This is a genomic window from Pseudomonas sp. Irchel 3A7 (genome assembly GCF_900187565.1).
GTDB lineage: Bacteria > Pseudomonadota > Gammaproteobacteria > Pseudomonadales > Pseudomonadaceae > Aquipseudomonas.
Genome location: NZ_FYED01000004.1, coordinates 163252 through 188930, shown reverse-complemented (window position 1 = coordinate 188930; position 25679 = coordinate 163252). Strand labels below are relative to the sequence as shown.

23 protein-coding genes and 1 pseudogene are annotated in these 25679 nt (G+C 61.6%); 6 read left to right on the top strand and 18 right to left on the bottom strand.

Translation table 11 applies throughout. The features are described 5' to 3' along the window. Positions 1-106 precede the first annotated feature (106 nt). Positions 107-799: a GNAT family N-acetyltransferase gene (locus CKW21_RS08065; RefSeq protein WP_095193449.1), complete on the top strand. Its 693-nt coding sequence runs from the start codon at positions 107-109 to the stop codon at positions 797-799. Between the two features lie 289 nt (positions 800-1088). Here CKW21_RS08065 and CKW21_RS08060 read toward each other — a convergent pair whose 3' ends face one another. Then, positions 1089-1895, bottom strand: coding sequence for a class I SAM-dependent methyltransferase (locus CKW21_RS08060; protein ID WP_095193448.1), 807 nt, complete (start codon positions 1893-1895; stop codon positions 1089-1091). A 195-nt stretch (positions 1896-2090) separates the two neighbouring features. Between CKW21_RS08060 and CKW21_RS08055 the strand changes: the two genes are divergently transcribed. Then, complete coding sequence (locus CKW21_RS08055) at positions 2091-2474, top strand: hypothetical protein (protein WP_095193447.1); 384 nt, start codon at positions 2091-2093, stop codon at positions 2472-2474. A 46-nt stretch (positions 2475-2520) separates the two neighbouring features. Here CKW21_RS08055 and CKW21_RS08050 read toward each other — a convergent pair whose 3' ends face one another. The 4 genes from CKW21_RS08050 to CKW21_RS08035 form a co-directional block, all read right to left on the bottom strand. After that, positions 2521-3951 carry a sigma-54 dependent transcriptional regulator gene (locus tag CKW21_RS08050; protein WP_095193446.1) on the bottom strand — a complete coding sequence of 477 codons (1431 nt, stop codon included), beginning with the start codon at positions 3949-3951 and terminating at the stop codon, positions 2521-2523. Continuing rightward, positions 3920-5413: a sensor histidine kinase gene (locus CKW21_RS08045; RefSeq protein WP_095193445.1), complete on the bottom strand. Its 1494-nt coding sequence runs from the start codon at positions 5411-5413 to the stop codon at positions 3920-3922. Before CKW21_RS08045 ends, CKW21_RS08050 begins: the two co-directional genes overlap by 32 nt. Positions 5414-5516: 103 nt before the next feature. Next, complete coding sequence (locus CKW21_RS08040; RefSeq protein WP_095193444.1) at positions 5517-6623, bottom strand: SCO family protein; 1107 nt, start codon at positions 6621-6623, stop codon at positions 5517-5519. Between the two features lie 473 nt (positions 6624-7096). Continuing rightward, the gene (locus tag CKW21_RS08035; protein WP_095193443.1) at positions 7097-8545 is read right to left on the bottom strand and encodes an ATP-binding protein; all 1449 of its coding nucleotides are present in this window, start codon (positions 8543-8545) and stop codon (positions 7097-7099) included. A 282-nt stretch (positions 8546-8827) separates the two neighbouring features. Here CKW21_RS08035 and CKW21_RS08030 point away from each other — a divergent pair, with 282 nt between their 5' ends. The 4 genes from CKW21_RS08030 to CKW21_RS08015 all read left to right on the top strand — a co-directional run bounded on the left by CKW21_RS08030 (position 8828) and on the right by CKW21_RS08015 (position 14440). Next, complete coding sequence (locus tag CKW21_RS08030; RefSeq protein ID WP_095193442.1) at positions 8828-10174, top strand: hypothetical protein; 1347 nt, start codon at positions 8828-8830, stop codon at positions 10172-10174. 35 nt (positions 10175-10209) lie between these two features. Beyond that, entirely contained in the window at positions 10210-12441 is a 2232-nt protein-coding gene (locus CKW21_RS08025; protein WP_095193441.1) for an Ig-like domain-containing protein, read from the top strand. Between the two features lie 61 nt (positions 12442-12502). Beyond that, entirely contained in the window at positions 12503-12964 is a 462-nt protein-coding gene (locus CKW21_RS08020; RefSeq protein WP_095193440.1) for a curlin, read from the top strand. A gap of 27 nt (positions 12965-12991) precedes the next feature. After that, positions 12992-14440, top strand: coding sequence for a curlin (locus tag CKW21_RS08015; protein WP_095193439.1), 1449 nt, complete (start codon positions 12992-12994; stop codon positions 14438-14440). A 197-nt stretch (positions 14441-14637) separates the two neighbouring features. Here CKW21_RS08015 and CKW21_RS08010 read toward each other — a convergent pair. From CKW21_RS08010 to CKW21_RS07950, 13 genes and pseudogenes are all read right to left on the bottom strand, one after another. Beyond that, positions 14638-14835 (bottom strand): annotated as a pseudogene (locus tag CKW21_RS08010) (DUF6124 family protein); the annotation flags it as partial. Between the two features lie 1775 nt (positions 14836-16610). Next, positions 16611-17474, bottom strand: a complete 864-nt coding sequence (locus tag CKW21_RS08005; RefSeq protein WP_095193438.1) for a CsgG/HfaB family protein — start codon at positions 17472-17474, stop codon at positions 16611-16613. Positions 17475-17505: 31 nt separating this feature from the next. Then, entirely contained in the window at positions 17506-17925 is a 420-nt protein-coding gene (locus tag CKW21_RS08000) for a curli assembly protein CsgF (RefSeq protein ID WP_095193437.1), read from the bottom strand. Beyond that, entirely contained in the window at positions 17922-18311 is a 390-nt protein-coding gene (gene csgE, locus CKW21_RS07995) for a curli production assembly/transport protein CsgE (RefSeq protein WP_095193436.1), read from the bottom strand. The genes CKW21_RS08000 and csgE overlap by 4 nt, the downstream gene beginning before the upstream one ends. Beyond that, entirely contained in the window at positions 18308-18847 is a 540-nt protein-coding gene (locus CKW21_RS07990; RefSeq protein ID WP_095193435.1) for a type II secretion system protein, read from the bottom strand. Before CKW21_RS07990 ends, csgE begins: the two co-directional genes overlap by 4 nt. Continuing rightward, entirely contained in the window at positions 18822-19196 is a 375-nt protein-coding gene (locus CKW21_RS07985; RefSeq protein WP_095193434.1) for a type II secretion system protein, read from the bottom strand. Before CKW21_RS07985 ends, CKW21_RS07990 begins: the two co-directional genes overlap by 26 nt. A 4-nt stretch (positions 19197-19200) precedes the next feature. Next, positions 19201-19674, bottom strand: a complete 474-nt coding sequence (locus CKW21_RS07980; RefSeq protein WP_095193433.1) for a type II secretion system protein — start codon at positions 19672-19674, stop codon at positions 19201-19203. 2 nt (positions 19675-19676) lie between these two features. Beyond that, the gene (locus tag CKW21_RS07975; protein ID WP_095193432.1) at positions 19677-21545 is read right to left on the bottom strand and encodes a secretin N-terminal domain-containing protein; all 1869 of its coding nucleotides are present in this window, start codon (positions 21543-21545) and stop codon (positions 19677-19679) included. Then, positions 21542-22060, bottom strand: a complete 519-nt coding sequence (locus CKW21_RS07970) for a hypothetical protein (RefSeq protein WP_095193431.1) — start codon at positions 22058-22060, stop codon at positions 21542-21544. Before CKW21_RS07970 ends, CKW21_RS07975 begins: the two co-directional genes overlap by 4 nt. Then, positions 22060-22608 carry a GspMb/PilO family protein gene (locus CKW21_RS07965; RefSeq protein ID WP_095193430.1) on the bottom strand — a complete coding sequence of 183 codons (549 nt, stop codon included), beginning with the start codon at positions 22606-22608 and terminating at the stop codon, positions 22060-22062. The genes CKW21_RS07970 and CKW21_RS07965 overlap by 1 nt, the downstream gene beginning before the upstream one ends. Further along, the gene (locus CKW21_RS07960) at positions 22595-23140 is read right to left on the bottom strand and encodes a pilus assembly protein (protein WP_095193429.1); all 546 of its coding nucleotides are present in this window, start codon (positions 23138-23140) and stop codon (positions 22595-22597) included. The genes CKW21_RS07965 and CKW21_RS07960 overlap by 14 nt, the downstream gene beginning before the upstream one ends. A gap of 1 nt (position 23141) precedes the next feature. Further along, positions 23142-23945, bottom strand: coding sequence for a hypothetical protein (locus CKW21_RS07955; RefSeq protein WP_095193428.1), 804 nt, complete (start codon positions 23943-23945; stop codon positions 23142-23144). Beyond that, the gene (locus tag CKW21_RS07950; protein ID WP_095193427.1) at positions 23926-25632 is read right to left on the bottom strand and encodes a GspE/PulE family protein; all 1707 of its coding nucleotides are present in this window, start codon (positions 25630-25632) and stop codon (positions 23926-23928) included. Before CKW21_RS07950 ends, CKW21_RS07955 begins: the two co-directional genes overlap by 20 nt. Positions 25633-25679 lie beyond the last annotated feature (47 nt).

Genomic DNA, 25679 nt, shown 5'->3' with positions numbered 1-25679 from the left:
TTGAAACAAATTGCTGGTAAAGGCGCCTCCTTGCCACGTCCAGTGTGATCTATACCCAACAGTACCTTCACCCAAAGCATGGCCAATCCCGGCCAAGGAGGGCTTCATGAGCCTGATCGACAAACTCCGCGAACGAATCAAACAAAAAGGCCTGAGCCGCACGTTCGGCACGCTGTGGAAACGCTATGTGTTCTTCCACTGGGAGTTGTTGTGGATGGAGCGTGACCTGGTCAGCCCGGTACCACCGCACAAGCTGCGTCCCTACTCCGGCGTGCGCCAGGTCATCATCACCCCGGAAAACGCCACGGCGTTTGCCAAACACTTCGGTGACCGTGTGCAAACCATGGCCGAACTGGCTGCCGAAGGTCACACCGGGCACATGTATGTCGATGAAAACGGTGATGCGATCGGCTTCATCTGGGGCAGCACTCGCGACTACCACGACCGCCATTACTACGGCTGCTGGTTCCCGGTAAAACCCGGTGAATTCTTCGAGTTCGGTGGCGAAATGATCCGCGCCTACTTCGGCAGCAGCCTGTCGGTGGACGTGCAGGTCGCGCTGTGGGAGGCGATGGCGGCCCAGGGCTGCAACAAGGTGGTGGACGTCTGCGAAACCCACAACATCCCGGCCCTGAAGCTGCACATCCGCATGGGCTATCAGGAACAGGGACGCGTCACCCACGTCTACGGCCTGTTCGGCCGCTGGCGCTTCTTCCGCGAAACCCGCTACACCGGCTCACGCCTGGAACCGTTGCGCAAACCGGGACGGCCGGTGGTGACAGCGGCGGCGCAGGCTTGAGTCAAGGTTCTATCCGAGAGACCGCGTGGTCTTCTTCGCGAGCAGGCTCGCTCCCACAGTGGATCTTCGTCGTGCACAGCACTTGTGTTCGACACCGATCAACATGTGGGAGCGAGCCTGCTCGCGAAAGCGTTGGCCCAGCCATCATCAATGCTCAATGCAACACCGCTTTCGCGAGCAGGTTTGCTCCCACAGTGGATCTTCGTCGTGCACAGCACTTGTGTTCGACACCGATCAACATGTGGGAGCGAGCCTGCTCGCGAAGGCGTCAGTCGACGCAATACATTCCTCAGCCCTTCTGCACCACCAATGTAAAACACATCGGCAACTGCGCCTCCCGCTGTTGGTAACGGTCGTACAGTTCCTCACGATTGGAATGCGGGTATTCCTTGAAATGGCGGATGTTCAGACCCCCCGCGAGGGCGCCGTGGAAGATGGCACCCAGGGTGTGGACGAACCAGTACGACGGCGCGGCCTGTTGTTCGACTTTGCCCTCGTAGACGATCGGCTCGGTCTGCACGAACGGCTCGCTGCGAAAATACGAACTGGCCAGGGCGAAGGGATCGGCACCTTCCGGGTCAAACATTTCCAGGAACGGATGGGTCTCGTACACCACCAGCGCCCCACCCGGCTTCAGTGTCTGTGCCACATGGCGGAAAAATTCGCCGATGTCCGGCATCCAGTTCAATACGCCGATGGTGATCAACGCCAGGTCGAAACGGCTCTGTAACTCAAGCGGCAAACGGTGAATATCGGCCTCGATGAATGCAGGCTGATGGGCCGAGCGTGACGCCAGTTCCCGCGCCTGGTCGAGAAACGCCGCGGACTGGTCGACACCGACCACCTGCCGGGCGCCCAGGGCAAACAGCGACAGGCTTTCGCGGCCATTGTTGCAGCCCAGTTGCACCACATCCTTGCCATCGACACCGACCTCGGTCAATACAGCGGTCAGGGTGTCATCCAGGCAGGTAAAATCCGCGCGGGCCACGGCGCTCAAGAGCACCTGCCAGTCAGGGCTGTCCTTGTGGTGGCGGGCGGAGTCGTTCCAGGCATCGCGGTTGCTGGCGATGGCTTGTTCTTTTGTCGGCATTTCCATTGCACATTCCAGAATCGGGTCTTTGATTGACGGTTGTAGGAGCGAGCTTGCTCGCGATGATCGTTAACGATAACACGGGGAGCCTGACACCCCGCGGGGCTCTCTAGCCCATCGCGAGCAGGCTCGCTCCTACAGGGGGCGCTATAGTTAATGACCTTGGGGATATGCGCGAAAACCGATGTCACAGGTGCTGCCATGAACAAGACCGAACAGATGCTGTTGCTTGCCCTTTGCCTGACCGCCGCCACCTGTGCACGGGCGGATGACAGCCCGATGCAAACCGAGCAGTCGAGCAGTGAGTTCAACTATTACGGGGCCGATCAACCCTTCGCCCACCCCGCCCCTCCTTCGCTGAGCACCGTACCGCCGGGGTCATATATCCCGACATCGCCCCAGACGTTCATCCCGGTTTCCAGCGAGCACGTGTTTTCCGACTCACGGTTGCCCACGGTGGCCGATGCCACTGTTCGCGTGTTCATCCGCACCTACGATTCGGAGCGCGGCGTCTACGTGAACCAGGAAGTCATCGACCCGAGGTGCATGCTGGCCTGCCTGAGCACTCCAGGCCCTGCTTTGTAACTGCTCTTACCTTGCAGCTTGAAGCTTGCGGCTCGCAACTGCCCCACTACCACTGCCGTTTGTCCGGGCGCGCAAGGCCGAGTTTTTCGATCCGATAGCGCAGCATGTCGCGGCTCAAGCCCAGCAGCCGTGCGGACTTGGTAACGTTCCAGTCGGTCTTGTCGAGCATCTTGCGCACCATGTCGCGTTCGACTTCCGGCAGGTTCATCGACTCGGTGCCGTTGTAAGCCACGCGTGATTCGCTGGGTGGCAGCTCGTGTTGATACGGCGGTGGTTCATCCACCAGGCTCATGCAGACATTCAGCTGATGGGCGGCGACGATGTCGCTTTGCGCCAGCAGCACGGTCTGCTCCAGCATGTTGCGCAACTCGCGCACGTTACCCGGCCAGCTGTAGTTGAGCAGCAACTCTTCGGCCTGATCGCTGAAACGCAAATGCGGTTTGCCATAGCGTTTGCCATGGGTCCCCAGAAAGTGCCGGGCCAGCAACAGGATGTCTTCACCACGGGCATACAAGCGCGGCACCTTGATCGAGATGATGCGCAGGCGGAAAAACAGGTCGCGGCGGAACTTGCCCTGCTGGACCATTTGTTCGAGGTTGCAATTGGTGGCGCTGATCACCCGCAGATCGACTTTACGCTCCTTGACCGAACCGACCCGGCGGATGCTCCGGTCTTCCAGCAGCTTGAGCAGCTTGGCTTGCAACAGCAGGTCCATTTCCCCCACTTCATCGAGAAACAGCGTGCCGCCGTCGGCCGCTTCCACCAGCCCGACACGACGATCCTTGGCGTCGGTAAAGGCACCTTTCTCGTGACCGAACAGCTCCGACTCCACCAGGTTGGAGGGAATCGAGGCGCAGTTGAATTCAATGAATGGCCCTTTGGCGCGTGGGCCGTCGAAATGCAGGGCACGGGCCACCAGTTCCTTGCCAGTGCCCGTCTCACCTTCCACCAGCACCGGCGGCAGGTCGGTGTTGGCCATCCGGCGTTCGGCGTCGAGCAACTGGGCGATGGTGCCTTTGAGGTAGACCATCGGCGCCGATTCGCCGATCAGCGCCTGCACCCCGGACTTTTGCGCCTCGCGCTCCTGATAGAACGACAGCGTGCGCTCCATCCTTTCGGTAGCCAGGGCCTTGTCCAGCAGCAGCTTGAGTTCCGGCAGCGCCACGGGTTTGGTCACGTAATGGAACGCGCCTTCCTTCATGGCCACCACGGCGTCCTCGACGTTGCCGTAGCCGGTCATCATGATCACTTTCAGATCCGGCGCGCTGATGCGCAGCTTCTGGATCAGGTCGTGACCACTCATGCCTGGCAACGAGTTGTCGGTCAGCACCACGTCGGGAACGAAAGTCCTCAATTGCTCCAGTGCGTCTTCAGCCGAGTGGCAGACCGTCACTTCGAAGTCTTTGCGCTCAAGGTAAGTCTGAATATTCTCGGCGAGGAGTTCATCATCCTCGACCAGCAGTATGCTGTGTTCCATATTCCCCTCCCGTTGCCACTTTAAAATTCAGACAAACGCGGGTTCCTTCCTGCTCCTGGCTGGTCAGTTCGACCGAGCCTTCAAAACGCTCCATTATTCTTTTGACCAGCGCCAGGCCCACCCCCAGCCCACCTTGCTTGGTGGTGAAGAACGGCTTGAAGACCATTTGCTGTTGCTGCTTGGTCATGCCCTTGCCGGTGTCGTTGAGGATCATGCTCACTTGACCCGGGACCGGTGTTTCAATATCGATGCTCAACACGCCACCGGCAGGCATGGCTTCCAGGGCATTGGCGAACAGGCTATTGAGAATTTGCGTGAGCAGCACCTGCTGGCTGACGACCGGTGGCACGCTTTTGGGGGTGAAGCGCACGTCGACGTTCGAGCGCTTGATCAGCGGTTCGAAGGCACCCAGGGCGTCGTCGATGGTCAGCACCAGGTCGACCTGTTCATGGTCATCATTGACCGGTCGCAACGACACCAGCAATTCACGGACCCAGCGCGACATGCGGTCGACCTGGCTGATGATGTCGCCGATGTTTTTCTGCGCGGTCTGGCTGGCGATTTCCTGGGCCAGTTCAGCGCTGGACCGGATATTGGCCAGCGGATTGCGCAGGCTGTGGGCCACCGCCGAGGACATTTCCCCCAGGGCGACAAAGGTTTCGTTGGCCACCAGTTGTTTTTGCTGGCTCTGCAGCAGCATGGCCGCGCGGCGCACGATCCAGAACAGGCCCAGGTAAATCGCCGCCCCGCCCAGCAGGGTCGCCAGCCAGATTGCCTTGAACCCGCGCTGGATGCGCTCCACCAGGTCCGCCGGCTCCTTGTAGATTTCCACCATGGCAATCACTTTGCTTTTGTCGGCGTTGAACATCGGAATGTAGTTCTCGATGAACAGGTACTGCGGTTCACGCAGCAAGCGTTGCTCGGGGCGCTCCTCGTCGATTTCGTGATAACTGGTGGATACGGCCTCTTTCATTTCGAAGGACTCGTCCAGTTCCTCATCGTCTTTGATCCGCACGCCGATAAGCTCCGGGTTCGTCGACCAGACGACGGTACGATCGAGGGCGTACACCGTGGCCAGCAGAATGTCCGGCAGGTGTTCCACATGATCGAGAAACTCGACGCGCGATGACGCACGTGCCGCCGGATTGACATCCTGGTAAGCGTTTTCATCCCGGGGGTCGAGCATCTCGCCCATGGTCCGTTTCGGGGTGATCTGGGCATGGCGAATTTCCGCATCGCCAATGGCCTGTATGAATTGCGCGGTCAGCATCGAGTCGCGCTCGATACTCTCTTCCACCACGAAGCGCGTGGAAATGTAGCCCAGCCCCAGCGCTACCGCGGCGATGATGAAAAAACTCGCCAGGGAGAACCAGCGCACCAGATTGAACGGCGGTCGCCACTCCTTGCCTCCTGTCGCCGGGGGAGTCGGCGCAGGTACTTTTTGTTCTTCCAGTATCTGCATGGGACGGTCCTGGTTACGAGTCTTCAAGCCTTTTCAGCCGTGTTTCGGATCAGTGTAGGTGGCATTGCCCGCCTCTGAAGGTCGAGCGAGTGTTATTTCGCCACTATTGCACCCGAGTCTTGCCGGGGGCCGCGATTGCGTGATGGTGTTCGGGTTCTTCGTTGCCGGCCAAAGGGGTTGAAGGCGGATGTTGGCGATCGGTTTCCTCCTGTAAAAAGTCGATGATCGACTGCGCGGACTTCTCATCCATGCGCAGGTTGGGCATCGGTATCCTGTCGAAGCGTTCGAACAGCTCCATGGCAATCGGGTCTTTTTCCGCGAGCATGCGGTCCGGCTCACGGATCCAGCGGCTGAGCCAGGCCGGATCGCGTTGTCGGGTCACGCCGATCAGGTCCGGGCCGATGCTGCGCAGGCCGATGCCCTGCCCATCCAGCGGACCGAGGCTGTGGCACGAGGCGCAACGGGTGCGAAACAGTTCTTCGCCGTTGCTCGGTGGACGAATCTCCGGGGCGTTGGCGTAGCTCTCTGCAATGCTCGGTTGTTTCCAGTTATGCAAGGTGTTGGCCAGTTGATCGGCCAGAATCCACGGGTTCTCGAAGGGTGAGGCTTTCATCCAGCGACCGGTTTGCTGGTTGCCGACAATCAGGCTCAGGTTGTGGTCCTTGCTGCGACCGTTGTCCACGCCTTCGATGAACAACCCGAGCTTTTGCCGCAACTCGGTGACATCGGCGAACTCCCCGGTGAGGAACTGCCAGCCCGGCCCGACCTGGAAACGTTGCGAATAGGCCTTGAGCACCGCAGGGGTATCACTCAAGGGATCGATGCTGATGGAGTAGAAAAAGATGTCCTTGCCGACCCGGTCGCCGAGCAGTTTTTGCACCTGACGCAGGCGCGCGGTTTCCAGCGGGCAGGAATCGCTGCACGAAGTGAAGATGAAATTGATCACCACCACCTTGTCCTTGATCAGGTCATCGAAAAAATGCACCTGCCGACCGTCCTGGTCGGTCAGCAGGGTGTTGGGGAAATAGTCGCCACCCCACGGGCTGGCGGAGTCGACGATGGCTGATTCCACCGGTGCTGCTGCGGGGATGGGTGCGGGTGTCGACGGCGTTGGTTGGGCGATCAGCAGCTGGCTGACCAGCAAACCGGTGGCCAACAAGAGCACAAGGTGCATGCCCAAGGCACGTGAGCGTGGTGTATGCAGATTCATGTCGACACCTTGATACCCGGCGTCAACCACCACGTGAAAGGAGCGCGCGCTCTTCTGTCCATCACCAGCTGCCTCATGTGCGTGAAGGAGGTGATGGTGCCTTTGCAAAAGCCTCGCCAATTTGTAACTGCTTTATACAAAGACGCTGATGCCCCATAAAACAAAGGCTTATCAACATCAATGCGCCATGACCGGGAAAACCGATTGGGGAGTGGTACCCGCTAGTGGGGAAAGTTCGCCCCCAGTTTCAGGGGCCTTGCAGGATTGGGATGGTGCGGGGAGGCGTCTCGCTATGGCGGCCTTGCAGCCGGCCAACTTCTTGTTGGTTTAATCCCGATCTATTTGTGGGAGCGAGCCGGCTCGCGAAAGCCGTGTGTCATTCACATTGATGGGGGCTGGAATGCCGCATTCGCGAGCAGGCTCGCTCCCACAGGGATAACGCCGCCATCCATCCCGTCCGAAAACTTCCAATGTCAGGAAGCCAACTTGAACGACAGACGCACACGGGTGCCCTCACCCTCGCGGCTGTCGAGGGTCACGGCGCCGCCAAAACGCTCCATGATCCGTTTGACCAGCACCAGCCCGACACCCAGCCCGCCCTGCTTGGTGGTGAAAAAGGGGCGGAACGCCATTTTTCGTTGTTCTTCGGTCATGCCTTTGCCGGTGTCGCTGACCACCGCGCACACGCCGCGGGCATCGGTCGGCTCCAGGGTGATGGCCAGCGTCCCGCCTTCGTCCATGGCCTCCAGCGCATTGGCCAGCAGACTGTTGAGGATTTGCGTCAACTGCACCTGCTGGCTCATCACCATGGGTGTCTCTTTGGGCTCGAACACCACGTTGACCCGGGCCTTGGCGATCTGTTGCTCGAAGGCCATGAGGCTGTCATGCAAGGCCGCCACCAGATTGACCGGTTCGGCGTCGTCATTGATCGGTCGCAAGGACTGCAGCAACTCCCGCACCCACTTCGACATGCGATCGACCTGGCCGATGATGTCGCTGATGTTCTTGTGCGCCGCGCCACTGTCGAACTCCAGTGCCAGTTCGGCGCTTGAACGAATGGTCGCCAGAGGATTGCGCAAGCTGTGGGCCACCGCCGAGGACATCTCGCCCAGCGCGACAAAGGTTTCATTGGTGATCAATTGCTTTTGCTGGGTCGCCAGCAGGTTCGCCGCACGGCGCACGATCCAGTACAGCCCGAAATAAATCAGGCCGCCGCCCAGGGCCGTGGCCAGCCAGATCAGCACCAGGCCGCGCTCCATGCGGTTGATCAGGTCCTTGGGCTCCTTGTAGATCTCGACCATCGCCGTGACGTTCTTGCCATCGGCATCAAACAGCGGAATGTAGTTCTCGATGAAGATGTATTCCGGCGGCGTGATGAACTTCTGTTCCATGCGCGTCTTGTCCACATCGTGGTAGCTGGCCGACACCGGGGTCTTTGAAGCGAAGGCCTCATCGAGGTCCTCATCGGCATGGATCGTGGTGCCCATCAACGCCGGGTTGGTCGACCAGATCACCATGCGGTCGGGGGCATAAATGTTGGCGAGGATCACATCTGGCAGGTGTTCGATATGGTCGAGGAATTCACCACGGGCGTTGGCACGGGCCATCGGGTCGACGTCGGGAAAGTCGCGGTCCTTGCGTGGGTCGAGCAGCTCGCCCATGGTCCGCACATTGGGAATCGCCACATGGCGCACCTCCGCCGAGGCAATCGCCTGAATGAACTGCGAGGTCAGTAACGCATCGCGCTGCACGCTTTCGGTAATCACGAATTTGGTCGACACCGAACCCAGCGCCACCGCCACCGTGCCGATCACCGCCATGCTGATGAGCGAAAACCAGCGCAGCAGATTGAACGGCTGTTTGCGCGTGCTCAGGCGAACATCGCCCTTGTCGGACTCGAGTGTTTTTGCCAGCGTGGTCATGGACATTCTTCTCGGACAACCCCTATAGGGTTATAGCCCACTGCTGGCAGTTTGCCCGGCCATGAACTGCCGCCACCCCGCCCCACCCCGCTATCCCCATCTACCCCCAATCCTGGGGAAAGAGGCCCGCTCCCAGCATTGGGGGAATGGTCACCCATTGCGCGAAAAAGGCTTGTACACCGGGCCTCTCAGCGCTGTTTTCGCCGATTGGCATGGGAGTTGCCGAAGCCCTCTCAACTGACCCACATCCAAGGGGCAGGTACTCTGATAGAGGGAATACTCATGCACCCTTTACTGTCCAAAACCGCGATCGCAATGGCTGTGACCGCTCTGGCCCAAGGCGCTGCCCAGGCCGCGTTGTTTGCTGTAGACCCCGGTCCATATCAACCCGCTACCGGCGGCTTCGCTGCCTGGTATCAGGACACCCACGGTCGAACCCTCGACTTGTGTTTGTCCAAGGCTGTCAGTTCCAGGGTTCCCGGTGCCCCCGGCGCGCCCTCCTACATGTGCGTTTTGAATCCGGCCCCAGGGGTTTTCGACGACACCCAACCCATCGCTTTCCCCAGCAACTTTCCCGATGAAACGTTCTGGTTTACCGGCGAGGGTTCCATCGTCGATGCGGCCCGGGGCATCGACCTGACGTTTGTCAGCGCCGTCGAAGCAGCCTTCGCCGCGGAAGAGGTGAGAGAAGGCGACCAGGTCAGTTTTGGCCGTATCCGTATTCGGGTCGACGTGCCCACCGCCGGGGTCTACACCATCACCCACCCCTACGGCGTCGACATCTTTGACGTTCCGGCCGGTGGAGACCGCGCGATCAACATGACGCGCGACATCGGCATCGGCTCGCCGAAAACCTACGACGGCGCACTCAGAAGCGACATCGGCCCGTTCTTGCGCAGCGTCAACGGCCCCTACACCGAGACCAACCCGGACACGGGTCAAGCCGATCAATTCATCGGTGATCCGAACCTGGCCGAAGCCTTCACCGGCAGCCCTTTCAATACCAACTACATCCGCATCGAAGGCCCTAACGGACTGGATTTGCGCACGACGGTGATGACCATTTCCGGCAAGTTGTCGACGGTGGTCCGCCCTACTCCGATCATCGCCGAGCGCAGCACGTACTCGCGTAAAGCCGGGGAAAGCGCAACGGTGGCGCAGCAGGATGTGTTCGTGATGGCCCCACCGCCTCCGGCCACCGTGACCCTGGACAGCAACAGCCCGGTGCTGAACCTGAGCGAGGCCGACACCACCGGTCACTGGTACGCCCAGTCCGCCACCAACCCGACGTTGCCAAGCAACCTGGTGGTGACAGCCGACAACCACCTGGCCATCCCCACCAGCACGCCGACCTCTGTGTCCATGCCGTTGACCGACCTGGTGGTGATCTCGCAGGCCCAATACAGCCTGAACAGCGGGCAGATCACCATCGTGGCGTCGACCAGCGATGAAACATCGCCACCGGTCCTCACCGCCACCACCGGCACAGGTGTCACCATCGGCTCCCTCAGCGGCGATGGCGCGGTGAAATCCCTGTCGACCGGCATCTCGCCGATTCCACCGGCCAAGGTTCGGGTGACGTCATCCAATGGCGGCAGCGATACCGAAGAAGTGGTCATCGTGCAATGAACGCACATAGGTCCAGATCCTCATCAGGAGGCATCATGAACAAATTGCCACGCCTGGCGCTCAACGCCCTGGGACTGACTCTATCGCTGTCCGGCAGTGCATTCGCGCAACTCGCTGCCGTCGACCCCGGCCCCTACACCTTTGCCACGGGGAAATTCCCCATGTGGTATCAGGACAACAATCTGCTGTCGCTGGAACTGTGCCAGTCGCGGGCGACCAGCTCGCGGTCACCGGGCGCTCCCGGCGCGCCATCCTACATGTGCATCCTGAGCCCGGAACCCGGGGTCTACGACGACACCCAGCCAATGGTGTTCCCGGATAACTGGCCAGGGGAAACCTTCTGGTACCTCGCCGAGACCAGCATCAACGATGTCGGCGGCTATGGGGTGGATGCCTACGTGGCCGGGATCGAGGCGGCATTCGGGGCCGAAACCCCTATCGACGGTGATCAGGTCAGCTTCGCGCGGATTCGGCTACGCATTAACATTCCTATCGCCGGGGTCTACACCATCACCCACCCGTACGGCGTGGAAACGGTAAACGTCACCGCTCCGGGTCGTCGGGCGATCAACATCACCCGCGACATCGGCATTGGCGCACCGGGTAACTTCTCCGGTGCCCTCAACGGGGAGGTGGGACCCTTCCTGCGCAGTGTCAACGGCCCCTACACCGAAGTGAACCCGGACACCGGCGCCATCGATACGTTCATCGGCGATCCGAACCTCAACGAAGCGGTCACCGGCAGCCCGTTCAATACCAACTTCCTGCGGGTCCAGGGTCCGGCCGGGACCATCCAGACCAACCTCTTTACCGTGTCCGGCAAAGTCCTCGACAGCCGTGCGCAAACCCCGGTGGAAATCGGCCGCGCCACTTACCGTCGCACCTCGTCAGGTAGCCGTGTGGAGGTCTTCGGCAAATCCGCCAACAGTTCAAGCCTGTGCTTCCGCGAAACCGTGGCCCTGGTTCCCGGACCTCCGCTGACGCCGTGCCTGACCAACATGCTCGGCAGCAGCGGCCAGTTCTTCGGCCATCGCCTGACGGGCGCCACGGTTCCTCCGCTGGTGGTGGTCACCGCGACCGACCCGAGCGGCACCACCCGGCCGACGGCGGTGTCGAGCAAAGTCACCGACGTGGTGAAAGTCCAGACCGCTCGTTACAGCTGGAGCAACCACAGCCTGCTGATCGAAGCCACCTCGTCTGACGAAGTGGTGGTGCCGGACATGGTTGCCCAGGGCTTCGGACGCCTGACGAAAACCGGCACCTTGCAGCGCCTGACCGTCAGCGACCTGCAACAGCCACCGGCCACTGTCACGATCAAATCCGCCTCTGGCGGCAGTGACACCGAGCCAGTCGTTGTGGTCGGTTCGGCACCGGACACCGGTGAAAACCAGGCGCCGATCGCCCTCGCCGACAGCGGCAACACCAGCTTCGGCGTACCGATCACCCTCAACCTGCTGACCAACGACAGCGACCCCGACAACGACACACCGCTGAGCATCACCGCGCTGACCCAACCGGCCCCCGGCCAGGGCTCCGTGGCACTCAACGGATCGACCGCCGTCGTCTACACCCCGCCAGCGGTGGTCAACGCTCCGCTGACCACGACCTTCACCTACAAGGCGCAAGACGTCAAAGGGCTGGCCTCGACCGCTGCGGCGACCGTGACCATCACCGTGGCGCCTAACCAGCCTCCGGCGGTCGTCCCCGACAGCATCGCGACTTTGGGTGTGTCGATACCGATCAACGTGCTGGGCAACGACAGTGATCCGGAAGGCAACGGGCCGCTGGCAATCGACAGCTTCACTCAACCACAGCCAGGCCGCGGCACCGTTACCAGCAACGGCACGGTCCTGACCTACAACCCACCGGCCACGATCACCACGGCTTTCACCACGACCTTCACCTACTTCGCCCGGGATAGCTTCGGTGCTGTGTCGACGACGCCGGCCACGGTCACGGTGCAAGTCTCGCCACGGCCTGCCGCGGAAACCTTCGCGGTGACCGCAGCCACGGTGACGGCCCGTTCCAACAACCGCTTCAACTGGGACTTCACCGGCACCTCATCAGTGACTACCGGCAACACCATCACCGTCCAGGTGACCACCCCGACCGGGCTGGTAACCCTGGGTAGCACCGCGGTGCCGTTGACCGGACGCTGGAGGCTGACAGTGAGCAACAGCACCACGGTGGTTCCGTCGGCGAACCCGACCGCCACCATCACCTCGTCCCAAGGCACCGTGCGCACGGTGCAGGTGATCTCGAACTGAGTCCTGGCCCCATTCACTCGGTGAGTGGATGGGGCCGCTCTCTTCTCAAAAGGACAACACCATGAAAACGCCGACCGCCGCCCTGCTCTGCCTGCTTCTGCTTTGCAGCAGTGCCGGCGTGCGCGCCGACGATTTGATGGAGAACGACGACCTGGCGCCCGCCGCCGATCTCGGCGAACTGCCCCCTCCAGTGGGCCAGCACGCACTGATCGACCAGAACGGCCAGGCCAACATCGCACTGTTGCAACAGAACGGTCAGTCGCTGCTCGGCCAGATCGTGCAGTCGGGCAGCAATCAGGAAGCGTACATCCTGCAGCAAGGCAGCGACCTGATGGCCTTGATCAACCAGCAAGGTTCCGGCAACGCCGCGTCGATCACCCAGACCGGCAGCCACAACCGCGCGCAGATATCCCAGAACGGCAACAACAACGACGCCAACATCGTCCAGGCCGGCACGGGGCAGCAAAGTGCTGTGACCCAGGCAGGCAATGGAATGAGCGTATCGGTCACTCAATATCGCTAAAGCACTGCACCACTTGGAGGTTTCATCATGTTCAAACTGACGCCCCTTACCGCCGCCATTCTGGTCATTGTCAGTGCCCAGGCGTTGGCCGACGACAGCGTGTCCACCCAAAACCAGCTCGGTGACGCCAACATTGCCGATGTGAAGCAAAGCAGCGCACCGTTCAGTACTGCCACCCAGCAGCAACTGGGCGCGGGCAACGATGCGGCCGCCGTGCAGGATACGGCCACCAGCACCATTACCCAGACCCAGGTCGGCGACTACAACGCCGGTTACGCCGAGCAACTGTACGAAGACAACAGCACCATCACCCAGAACCAGCTCGGCACCTTCAACATCGCCCACGCCAGCCAGTCCATTGGTCTGGGAGCGGGCGAAGCCTTGCAACAGCAGACCGGCAACGGCAACTTCTCGTTCGTGTACCAGGACAGCCAGGACGGCACTTCCGGCCAGACCTACCAGTTCGGTGACGGCAACGAAGCCAACATCGAACAGATCCAGCCGGGCATGGCCAACAACGCGGTGATCATCCAGTACGGCACCACCAACTACGCCACCGCCGAACAGATCGGCCACATGGCCGGCCAGATCGACATCAACCAGGCCGGCAGCACCAACTATGCCTATGGCGACCAGCGTTATGGCGAGGGTGGCACCCTGACCATCAACCAGTACGGCGACGGCAACGGCACCGAAGTCTGGCAAGACACCCAGCTCAACAGCCAGGCCACCATCAACCAGTACGGCCAGACCAACGAAACCATCGTCGACCAGAGCTTCGGCGAAAACAACGTGGCCAACGTGCTGCAAGTCGGCGACCTGAACGCCGTTTACGCCGACCAGTTCGAGTCCGTGGGCTCCACACTCGGGATTTATCAAGAAGGCACCGGCAACGTGCACTTCACCTACCAGAGCGGCGACAGCCACGTGCTCAACACCAACTCGGTGGGCAACGACAACAAGGTCTACGCCAGCAACTGGAAAGGCCCGCAACTGGGCGGCCAGTTCGGCAGCAACCAGCGCGCCACCGTCAACCAGGCCGGCAACGGCAACATCGCCAGCTTCAAACAGGACGGCATCGGCCACATCATGACCACCAACCAGACCGGTTATGGCAACAAAACCACGGTCAGCCAGGCCAGTGCCTACAACGAGCTGTACTTCGACCAGAACGGCAGCGACAACATCCTGATCTCCGACCAGCGCGGCACCACCAACCTGGCCCAGGGCATCACCAACGGCACCGGCAACAGCACCGAGTTCAACCAGGAAGGCACCGGCAACCAGGCGTTCACTACACAGCTGTATGGCGACGACAACATGATCACCGTCAAACAGGCCGACATCATGAACGTGGCGTATGTGACCCAGGGCGGCACCGGCAACATCGCCAGTGTCGACCAGAGCGGCATGACCCAGACGGCGACCATTCAACAGTTGGGTTCGGCCAACCAGGCGACTGTGTTGCAGCAATAATCGCGGGGCATGAAAAAACCGCGGCCCTCGGGGAGAGGGTTGCGGTTTTTTTTGCAGGTTCGAAATGACATGGTTGCTTGTCCCGCCGCCTTCGCGAGCAGGCTCGCTCCCACCTTTGATCTTCATGAGACACCTATTCTGTATACGGCATAGGTCCATTGTGGGAGCGAGCCTGCTCGCGAAGAACGATTACGCGGTCAACCCTGCGGATCGAGGTTATCCAGCGCCCGATTCACCGCCAGATCCGCCAGCATGATTACCTGCTGGATACCCAACATCGTGCTGCGCTGTGACCCGTCCAGGAACGTCGCGAAATCGCTGACCATGACACTGGCGGACGCCAGGGATTCACAGGCGTGGGCCAGGAGGGTTTCGGTGTTGATGTCGGGGGCGACGCAAGGCGATGTAGCCTTGCTCCGAGTCCTGAGAAATTTCCTGCAACCACAAACCCCTGTGGCGAGCGAACTGGCTCGCGCTGGGGCGCGAAGCGACCCCGAAATCAGGCGACACGGTTTGAGCAGACACACCGCATTGAATGGATTTACGACTGCTGCGCAGCCGATCGGGACGGTGCGGCGATCCGACAAGCTCCCTGCCACAATAGCTGGTTCCATTACTAAGTTATTCGCTAACTGTCAGGCCGCCATCGCTGGCAAGCCAGCTCCCACCATTGAATTGGGTGCATCCGCGAAAGCCAGGTCGGCTCGTAGGCCCCATCGCGAGCAGGCTCGCTCCCACAGTTGAACCGGGTACATCCGCGAAAGCCAGGTCGGCTCGTAGGCCGCCATCGCAGGCAAGCCAGCTCCCACAATTGATTTCCATAGGCAAGGATGATGTGTTCGGCGCATTTCCACTGTGGGAGCGAGCCTGCTCGCGAAAATCGTTCAGGCAACGCGATCATTCGGGTAGCCCGCGTTATCGTTGACGTCCATCGCGGACAAGCCTCGCTCCTACAGGGGAATGAGCACATCTGCCAAAGCCAGGCCGGCTGTCAGGCCGCCTTCGCGAGCAGGCTCGCTCCCACAATTGAACCGGGTACAACCGTGATAGCCAGGTCGGCTCGTAGGCCGCCTTCGCAGGCAAGCCAGCTCCCACATTTGATTTCCATAGGCATGGATGATGTGTTCGGCGCATTTCCACTGTGGGAGCGAGCCTGCTCGCGAAAATCGTTCAGGCAACGCGATCATTCGGGTAGCCCGCGTTATCGTTGACGTCCATCGCGGGCAAGCCTCGCTCCTACAGGGGAATGAGCACATCTGCCAAAGCCAGGCCGGCTGTCAGGCCGCCTTCGCGAGCAGGCTCGCTCCCACAATTGAACCGGGTACAACCGTGAAAGTCAGGTCGGCTCGTAGGCCGCCATCGCTGGCAAGCCAGCTCCCACATTTGATTTCCATAGGCATGGATGATGTGTTCGGCGCATTTCCACTGTGGGAGCGAGCCTGCTCGCGAAAATCGTTCAGGCAACGCGATCATTCGGGTAGCCCGCGTTATCGTTGACGTCCATCGCGGGCAAGCCTCGCTCCTACAGGGGAATGAGCACATCTGCCAAAGCCAGGCCGGCTGTCAGGCCGCCTTCGCGAGCAGGCTCGCTCCCACAGTTGAACCGGGTACAACCGTGAAAGTCAGGTCGGCTCGTAGGCCGCCATCGCAGGCAAGCCAGCTCCCACAATTGAATTGGGTGCATCCGCGAAAGCCAGGTCGGCTCGTAGGCCACCATCGCTGGCAAGCCAGCTCCCACATGGGACCGTGGGCAACTGCCAAAATCAGGTCGGCTACCAGGCCGCCTCGCTTTGGCTTTTCGCGGTGTTCGCCCCCTCGAGAGGCCGAGTGGAGGTTCTGCGCAGTGGGCAACCCGGCAAGGATGCCGGGTTAGCCGCGCACGGCCATGGATGGCCGATCGCGGCGGGCCCACGGAGCAGGACCGGAGCGAGGGCACCCTGAGCCTAAGCGAAGGGCCGAACGAAAGGGGCAAGAGCCCTTGGTTACTTGGGGCTTTTCCAAGTGACCCGCTGTAAAAGCGGAACCATCAGTAGCCGTGACCGCAGGAATGGATATGTACTCGGTCAACCAAATTAAGGTCGGCTCATAGGCCGCCTTCGCGAGCAGGCTCGCTCCCACAGTTGAACCGGTTACATCCGCGAGAACCAGGTAGGCCCGAAGGCCGCCTCGTTCACTGTTCTTCACCCTCCGGCACCACCTTGTTCTGCGTCAGGTACCGATCCAGGGTCGCCGAGCTGTCAGGCGTATTATCCCCGGCCACCTGCCACAACCGCCGTTCAATCCCCTGGGCCAGAAGGTGCCCCACCGCCGCTTCGATCGCCGACAGCACACACAACTGCGCCGGTTCGTTGGTGGTGTAGCCGACCTCGGCCTCAAGCAGTTTCTTGAACTCGATGAACTTGAACACCCCGGCGCTGCGGGCCACGGAGTAGATGGTCTTGCTGGTCATCACGTTGGCCAGCACCTGCCCGCTGCGTACATCCACGGCCCGCAGGTTGATCGTGACCTGGTCCACGCGATACTCCCGGGCGATGTCGATGCCCAGGTAGCGTGCCCCTTCCCCACCGCTCTTGACGTTGGTGTCGTAGGCGATGATCCCGCCTTCGAGCATCATGTTCGCCGCTTGCAACGGTGGCAGTTCAGACTGGATGTTCACCGGCGTATTGGGTTTTTTCTGCGAGGCGCGGATGATCTTGCGCTCGGTCAGCAGGTTCTGCAGCCCTTCGCGCTCCAGCACCACGAACCAGCCGCTGGCCTGCATGGCGTCCATCAGCATGCTCGCCGCGCCCTGGGTGACGCTGGTGGAAAACGAGCTGGCCGGGGTCGGTTTGTACTGTCCGGTCTGGTCACGGAAACCGTACACCACCGCCATTAACCGGCCTTTGGGCCGTGGCATGTTGAGCAGGTCGTAGTAGGTCGAGGCCCTGGGGGTCAGGGTCGGGATTTTGCTGTCCTGCTCCGCCGGCAACGGCTCGCGCAGACTGCACCCTTGTAATGCCGCCAACATCAGCCCTAGCGCAATTATTTTTTTCATGTCCTTAACTCCCCGTTGACCCAATGCCCCCTCAAGGGGCCAGGCCATTCACCTGGATTTCCGAAACTTCGCCGGTCGCTCGGTCGGTCACCACAATGGTCAGTGCCCCCGAGTCATCAACGACGTTGACGATGAACGCGTCAGTGGACAGGCTCCCCGTGTTGCCGGTGGAGATGTTGTCCAGCAATTGCCCCAGCAATCGCGATTGCAACTGACTGCTGAACCGCTCCAGGGCCGAAGTGCCGGTCAACGAGGCGCGGTCTTTCAAATCAGGGTCGTCGTAGTCGTTCTGCGCCTGGGCGTTGTTGAGCAGCCAGGTGCCGTTCAACGGGTTGCCGCCGAACGAGGGGTTGATGGGCGTGTAGACCAGCTCCGTGGCGTGGACCAGCCCGCAACCGCCGAGGCCGAGCAAGCACCAGCCGGTGCGCTGCAAAATCGTTTTCGTTTTCATAATTCGTCCCTCTCAAGGTCCGTGGTGTCCTGCAACAAGGCTTCCAGCTTGCGCTGGACAATCTGCCCGCGTACCCAGTCGGCGGCGTCATAGGCCTCGTCCTTGAGCTCCACGGTGTTCGGCGGCAGGAAACGCCGATAAACCAAACGTTGTTGATATTCCACGGTCACCAGGCTGCCCCAGCGAGCCGAAGGTCGTTCGCGTACCACCAGGTTGAAATCCATCGGGCTGGTGGCGCGCAGGCGTTCACTGAACGAGTAGTAAAAGTCGTGGCCGATGTGCGAGATCGTGTCGTCGATGATGAAACCCATCATTTCGTCCTCCTCGGCGGCCGAGGCCACGGAGGTGCTCAACACCAGGATCAATGCCAGGCAGAAACGGTTCATGGCTGCAACGCCTGAGGTGCGGTGGACTGGCCTTTCACCGGGCCCGAGGCACCGTCGAGAAAGGCCTTCTCGGCAACAAACTGCCAGTCCTTGTAGCTGGCCATACCGTTGAAATCCGACCACTGAGTGGGGAAATCCGCCTGCTTCAGCGGCTTGTCCGTGGATGGGCTGCTGATGCCGGTGATGCGTCCGTCGAAGCCGCGCATCAGGAACCATTCGCCGCCGCCGATCGGGTCCGGGTACAGCTGGCGGATGTGATGTTTGGCGTTGGGATAACGCTCGTCCTGCAACAGGTCGACGAGTTCTTTCGGGTACTGGGCCAGGCCTGGCGAGCTGCGGTAGTAGCTGCGCAGTGCCTGGGCATATTGGGTGCCGACCCACAGCAACTGGCGTTCGCGGTCACGCTTGGCGGCAGTGGCCCACAACTCGCCGGCACTGGCCAGGCCCATGCCCATCACCATGATCAGAAACAGCACACCCAGGTAGGTGAAGCCGTCTTCTGCACCCGGCTTACCACTCGGAATAAAGGCTGCCATCACGCGCCCTCCCTTGGGCACCACTCTTGATATCGGCCACCCCGCCCGCCACGCCTTCGGGCGGTGCCACCAGGACCCAGGTGTCCTTGCGCTCGGCAATCGGGTCCATCGGCGGGTTGCGCAGGTAACGTTGTTCGATCAGTTGTTCGAGCGAATCGGGATAGCGCCCGGTGTCGCCGTAGTAGTGATCCAGTGCTTCGCGCATCGCCGACAGGCTCTGGCGCAGGGTGGTCTCTTTGGAGGCCTCCAGGCTGTTGAAATAGCGTGGCAAGGCGATGGTCATCAGGGTGGCGATGATTGCCATGACCACCATCAGTTCCAGCAGGGTAAAACCCTTTTCCCGGCGCATATGCTCACCACTCCCGATAGGCGATGCCGTTGAGACCCTTGCCCCGGGCCTTGGAGTAAACGTCGAAGACGTCCTCGCCATCCCGTGGATTTTCAGCCGTACTGTCATAGGAGCGCAGGCCCCAGCCACCTTCGTCGTCACGCTTGACCGGTGTCAGCGGGTCATGGGGCAAGCGCCGCAGGAAATAGAACTTGGCGCCCTTGGCACTGCGCACGTCACGCACACCATCAACCAGCACTTTCAGGTTCGGCGGGTAGCCGCTGCTGTTCAGCGACTTCTCGATATAGCCCGCGTCGAAAGCGCGTTTGTAGGCGTCGATGGCATCGCGGATCTGGTACAGCGCAGTGCGCAGCTCCTGCTCTTTGCCCCGGCGCACCACGGTCTCGGTCAGCGGTGCGGCCATGCCGGCCAGCAGGCCGATCAGGGCCAGCGTCACCACGACTTCGATCAGGGTAAAACCGCGTTGCGAGGCGTTCATGATCAAGGCTTCCCGACGCTGACTTGCACGTTGGTGGCGACTGGCTGACCGATGGACTTGGGCTGTACCGAAGGCTTGGTTTGTACCGAAGGCTCAGGTTGTTCCGAAGTCTGCAGCCGGCGGTCAGGCGCCTGGATGTGCATGCTGGTTTCGGTGCCGGTGGTGAACTCCATGTCCGACGGGCTTTGGTACGGCAGGTTGCGCACCACTCGCGGCGTAATCGACAGCACCAGTTCCGACTTGCCGACCGTGTCCTTGTTGCTGCCGAACAGGCGGCCCAGACCCGGGATATCACCCAGCCCCGGGATCTTGTTGCCGGTGGCGCCATGGTCGTTGCGCATCAGGCCGGCGAGGATCTGGGTTTCGCCATCATGCAGACGCAGGGTGGTCTGGGCGTTGCGGGTGTCGACCTGCACCGGAATCGTGCCCTGGCGGGTCGGCTCCAGCGGCGTGGCGTTGCTGACCTCCAGCGCGACCTTGATCGCCACTTCGTTGTTCAGGTGCACGGTCGGCTGCACTTCCAGTTTCAGACCGACATCCAGGTAAGTCACGCTTTCGGTGATCACCGGTCCCTGGGTCGACGGCACCGAGGTGGCGCTGATGATCGGTACGCGCTGACCGATGTGGATCCGTGCCTGTTCGCGGTTGCTGACGCGGATCACCGGGCTGGCCAGGGTGTTGATGTCGTTGTCCTGGGCGTTGATCTTGGCCTGGGGCGATGGCGAGATGGTGATCCGGCTGGAGTTGATGCCCTTGAGTTGATCAAGAAGGGTCACCGCCGAACCGTCGCTGTTGACCACGCCGAAGGTGTTCGGCCATTGCAGGCCCAGGTCGAGAATACGCTGGGTGGCGACTTCCATCACTTCCACTTCCAGCACCACTTCAGGGTTGGACTGATCTTGGGATTGCAGGAGCTTTTCCGCCATGCGGATGGCGTCGCCGGTGTCACGCATGGTCAGGGTATTGAGGCGCTCATCGACGAACACGTCGCGGGTCTTGAGCATGGTCTTGACCATGTTCAACGCGGTGTTGGCATCGATGCTGGTCAGGTAGAAAGTGCGCATCACCAGCTCTTGATAATCCTTGAGCTTCTGCGGTGAATCCGGGTAGATCAGCAAGGTGTTTTCGTTCACCACTTTCTGGTGCAGCTGATTTTGCTGGAGCAGCAGTTCCACGGCGTCCTCGATGCGCACGTCACGCACGAAGATGGTGGCTTTCATGTCCGGGCGCAGGTCCTTGTCGAAGATGAAATTCAGGCCGGCGACCTGGGACAGCACCTCGAAGATGGTCTTCAGGTTGGCGTCGCGAAATTCCAGGGTCACCGGTTTGTCCAGGCGGGTTCGCAGTTGTGGGTACGCGACGACGTTGCGGCTCTGCACCAGGCGGACATTGCTTTGCAGTTCCAGGGCGCCTTCGTTGTTCGGGTCCAGCTCAAGAATCTGTTTGACCTGACGGTCGGCGCCGTAGATGTCGCCGCGACGCAGGTCGCCACGGGCCAGTTCGAGTTTTTCGTCGAGGCTGCGCATGTGATCGAGTTGGCGGATGGCGTCCTGGGCACGACGGTTTTTCGGTTCGATGGTCAGCACCCGGCCGTAGGTCAGGCGTGCCGAAGCGAAGTCGCGCTGGGCACGGTCCATGTCGGCCTGGCTCAGCAGCGCCGTCACTGCCCGGGCACGGCCGCTGGTGAGCGCCAGGTGCAGTTCGGTGTTGCGAGGGTTCTCCCGCAACCCTTCCTCGATCCGGGCCAGCCCGGCTTCGTACTGACCCGACGCCATCAGGTCAGTGCCTTCTTCCTTGGCCACCTGCGCCGAACTGCAGGCGGCCAGCCCGGCACAGAAGCCAAGGCTGATCAGCAAACGGGATTTGTTCATTGCGCGCTCCCCACAGACAAGGTCTGGGACAAATGCAGAGGCAAATAGACCAGGCTCAGTTCCATGTCGGAAATCCCCTCGATCTTCCATGTTTCGTCGATCACATCCCCTTTACGCACGACGTAGATTTTCTCGCCGTTTTGCAAAAACACTTGCAGGTCGGTGCGGTCATCCATCCTGCCGATGAACTGGAAAGGCATTGGCGGTGCAGTGGGGACCTGCACCACCGGGGCTACATTGACGGGTTGTTCGGTGACGCTGGCCAGGGTCGGTGCCGCTTTCCAGCTGCGGGCGGCGAACAGATCGCCGGCCGGGCTCAGGTCCTTGATCGCCGTGGGCGCACCGGAAGCTTTCGCCGCCGGCAGCGCGCCATGGGTCTTGCCCTTGGCGGGCGCGGCCACGGCGACAACTTCAACGTCGCTGTCGTCGGCCGGCATGAGGTATTCGGGCAACCAGGTCAGCGCCGCGGCCACGCCGAAGAACGCCACCCAACCCACTGCACGTTTGCTGTTCATCATGACCTCGACAGGTAAAGGGTCATGCGGATCCGGCCATTGAGGTCGGTGTCGGCGATCTTTTTGCGCTGGAACTCCACGTCTTCCACCACCACCGCCGGCAACTGGCCGAGCAAGGCGTGCAGGAAGCGCCGCAGTTGCGGGTAGCTGCCACGCACCGGCAGCAGAATCTGATAGCGGGCCAGGTGCGTCTTGGGATCGATGCCCAGCGAGTACTCGCCCCGGGCCAGGGTGATGCGCTCCTGGGCGGCCAATGCATAGATCTTGTCGATGGCCACGGTCGCCTGGGGCTGCGATGGCAACTTGCTGCGAAAATCATCGAGCTGGCGTTGCGGCACCACCGGAGGGGCGACCGTGCCGTCCTCGACCTTGGCCAGGTACTCGTGGGCTTCGCGAGTCTGCTGGCTGATGGTTTGCAGTGACTGCCAATCCGGCAACAGGCCGGCCAGGCCCCAGGTCAGCGCCACAACCAGCAGGGCCAGTCCGGCCAGGCCAGGCACGCCGAGGCGTTGCAGGTATTCGTGGACGATCAATCTAGGGATTTGCATCGCCGATCTCCCAGGTAGCCGACAGGTTGAACCGGACCGGTTGCTCCGGCACGTTGGCGACGATTTCGTGGCTCAGCAGCGACACATCGGACAGCTCGTCGCTGGCTTCGAGGCGCTTGTGAAAGTCGAGCATGGCGTCCAGATCCTTTGCCTCGGCGCTGATGCGTACCTGGCCCTTGCGGGCGTCCGGGGTCAGGGTCAGCAAGGCAATGTTCTGGCGAGGCATGGCTTCGAGGGTGGCGAACAACTGTTCCCAGGGGCGGCGCAATTGCTGCGAGACCTTGCGCATTTCCGCCAGGTTCTGCGCCTGCTCGCGCGTTTCCGCCGGGGTCAGGCTGACTTTGGTGCCGGTATTGCCCGTGAGCACACGCTGGGCGGTCTGCAGGTGGCCCTGCTGTTGTTCGGCCTCCCCGCTCAGGTGTTGCTGAATCGCGATGCAGCTCAGCGCCAGCACCACGCCCCCGGCCAGCAGGCTCCAGCCCAGGGGCGTCGAGCGGCGGCGTGGCTGAAAGTCGAGCATCAGGGCGCGCATGTCAGGCCACCGCCCGGGACATGACGTACAGGCAATCGTGTACGGCTGTCCGGTCCTCTTCGAGGGTGCGCAGGTGCACACCGGGCACTTCAGGGTGCGAATCAATGCGCGCCGGGGCGTGCAGGTAAACGTTCAGTGGCCGTTCGCTGGTGGAGGCCTGCAATTGGCTTTCACGACCGATCAATGCGGTCAGTGCGGCATCGCTGTCGCTGCTGCCCACCGAACGCACCGATGCCCAGCGTCCTTCGCGGGCCACCAGCAGCACACTGCGCACCGGTTCGGCGACCACGAACAGGAAGTCCCCGGCATCGAAACTCTTATCGAAATGATTGAACGCCGCCATCAGGTACGGCTGCACCGAACGCAGGCGCAGGCCACGTCCGCCGGCCAGGCTGCGCAGGCGCTCCAGCAAGTCTTGCGGCAACGCGGTGGCGATACGGTCGTAGCCGGCGGGTTCGGCCGAGAGCACCAGGCTCCAGGGCTGGCTCGGCACCCCGTAGAGGTCTTCGAAGCACAGCCGGGCAAAGCCTTGCAGTTCGTCGGGGCTGCTGATCTGGTCGCTCCAGGGCACCAGGCAGAAACGGCTGAAGTGACCGGAGATCACCACGGTCAACTCCGCACCGGCGCGGGCATGCTCGCCCAGCAGGCGGTCAAGGGTTTCCAGGGCGACGGCCCAGGCCTGGAAACCTTCATCGATGTAGCCGACGCTGCCCAGCCACAGGGTTTGACTGCCCTGCCGCTGGCCGAGGCCGACACCATTGGCGCCGAGCACGGCGACGTAACGCTCACGAGATAAAAGTGACACGATTGATCTCCTCGAGAGTGGTCCGGCCTTGTTGCACCAGTTCCAGGGCAGACTCGCGCAGCAGGCGCAAGCCACGTTTGCAGGCGTGGGCCTTGATTTTCGAAATGGGTTGGCGCTCGACGATCATTTGCCGCAGCTCGTCGTCCAGGTGCAGCAGCTCGGCGATCGCACTGCGTCCGCGGTAGCCGGTGCCCCGGCAATGGCCGCAGCCCTTGCCATGCACGAAGTGGTAATGGGCGACCTGTTGCGGATCGAGCCCCGAGGCTTGCAGCTCTTCTTCGCTCGGCGTGTACGGGGTGCTGCAACTGGCGCAGACCAGGCGAATCAGGCGCTGGGCCAGCACAGCATTGAGCGCGGATACCAGGCTGTAGGGGTCGATTTCCATCTGGGTGAAACGGCCGATCACGTCGAACACGTTGTTGGCGTGGATGGTGGTGAACACCAGGTGCCCGGTGAGCGCCGATTGCACGGCGATTTGCGCGGTATCGGGGTCGCGGATTTCACCGACCATGATCTTGTCCGGGTCGTGGCGCAGGATCGAGCGCAGGCCGCGGGCGAAGGTCAGGCCTTTTTTCTCGTTGACGGGAATTTGCAGCACCCCCGGCAACTGGTATTCCACCGGGTCTTCAATGGTGATGATCTTGTCCACGCCGTGGTTGATCTCGGTGATCATCGCGTACAGCGTGGTGGTCTTGCCGCTGCCGGTGGGGCCGGTGACCAGCACCATGCCGTAGGGTTCGGCGGCCAGGCGGCGCAGTTGGCGCAGGGTTTCCTCTTCGAAGCCCAGGGCCTGCAATTGCACGCCGCAAACCTTGTCGGCCAGGTCCTGTTTGTCGAGTACCCGCAACACCGCGTCTTCGCCAAAAATGCTTGGCATGATCGACACCCGGAAGTCGATCTGCCGGCCGCTGATGCCGATCTTGAAGCGACCGTCCTGGGGCACGCGTTTTTCACCGATGTCCAGTTCGGCCATGACCTTGACCCGGGAAATCACCTGCTCGGCGAACTCGCTGCCCTGGATCTTGCTGATGTTGTTCAGCACGCCATCGATGCGGTATTTGATCACCAGGCCGCTGCCGGTGGTGCCCAGGTGGATATCGCTGGCGTGCATTTTCAGCGCGTCGTAGAGGGTCGAGTTGACCAGCTTGACCACCACGCTGGAGTCTTCGCTGATGCTGGTCAGCGACAGGCTTTGCAGGTTATCGGTTTCGGCATTGGCGTCGGCCTGGGCGTTGAGCGATTCCACGGCGTGGAAACTCTCTTCGTGACGCGCCAGGTAGGCTTTGAGGTCATCGGCATGCACCAGGTACAGCGGCGCGCCGTGCAGGCAATCGTCGATCCAGGCCAGGCGGGCCGTATCGAAGGGGTCGGCAAACACGCCGATGACCGCGTCGTCGTGACGCAGCAAGGTGAATTCGCGCTTGAGGCATTGGGCCAGGGTGACCCGGTCGAACACCGGGGTGGCTTGAAACAGGCTGTCGGTGTCGAGCACCGGATAATGCAGGGTCGCGCCCAGGCACTGGATGAAGGGCATGGGGGCCAGTTCGCACAGCTCCCCGAGGGCATCCAGAACCCGCTCGCCGGACGTGGCGGCCAGGGCACGCGCCTGGGCCAATTGCTCACTGGTAAAACGGGTGGGTACACACTCCAGCGGCACAGCATCGACGACAAGGGATAGACGGTCCATGGCTTGCTCTCCAACGCCCGGGGCTTTGAGCCCTGTCGGCGCGGCGA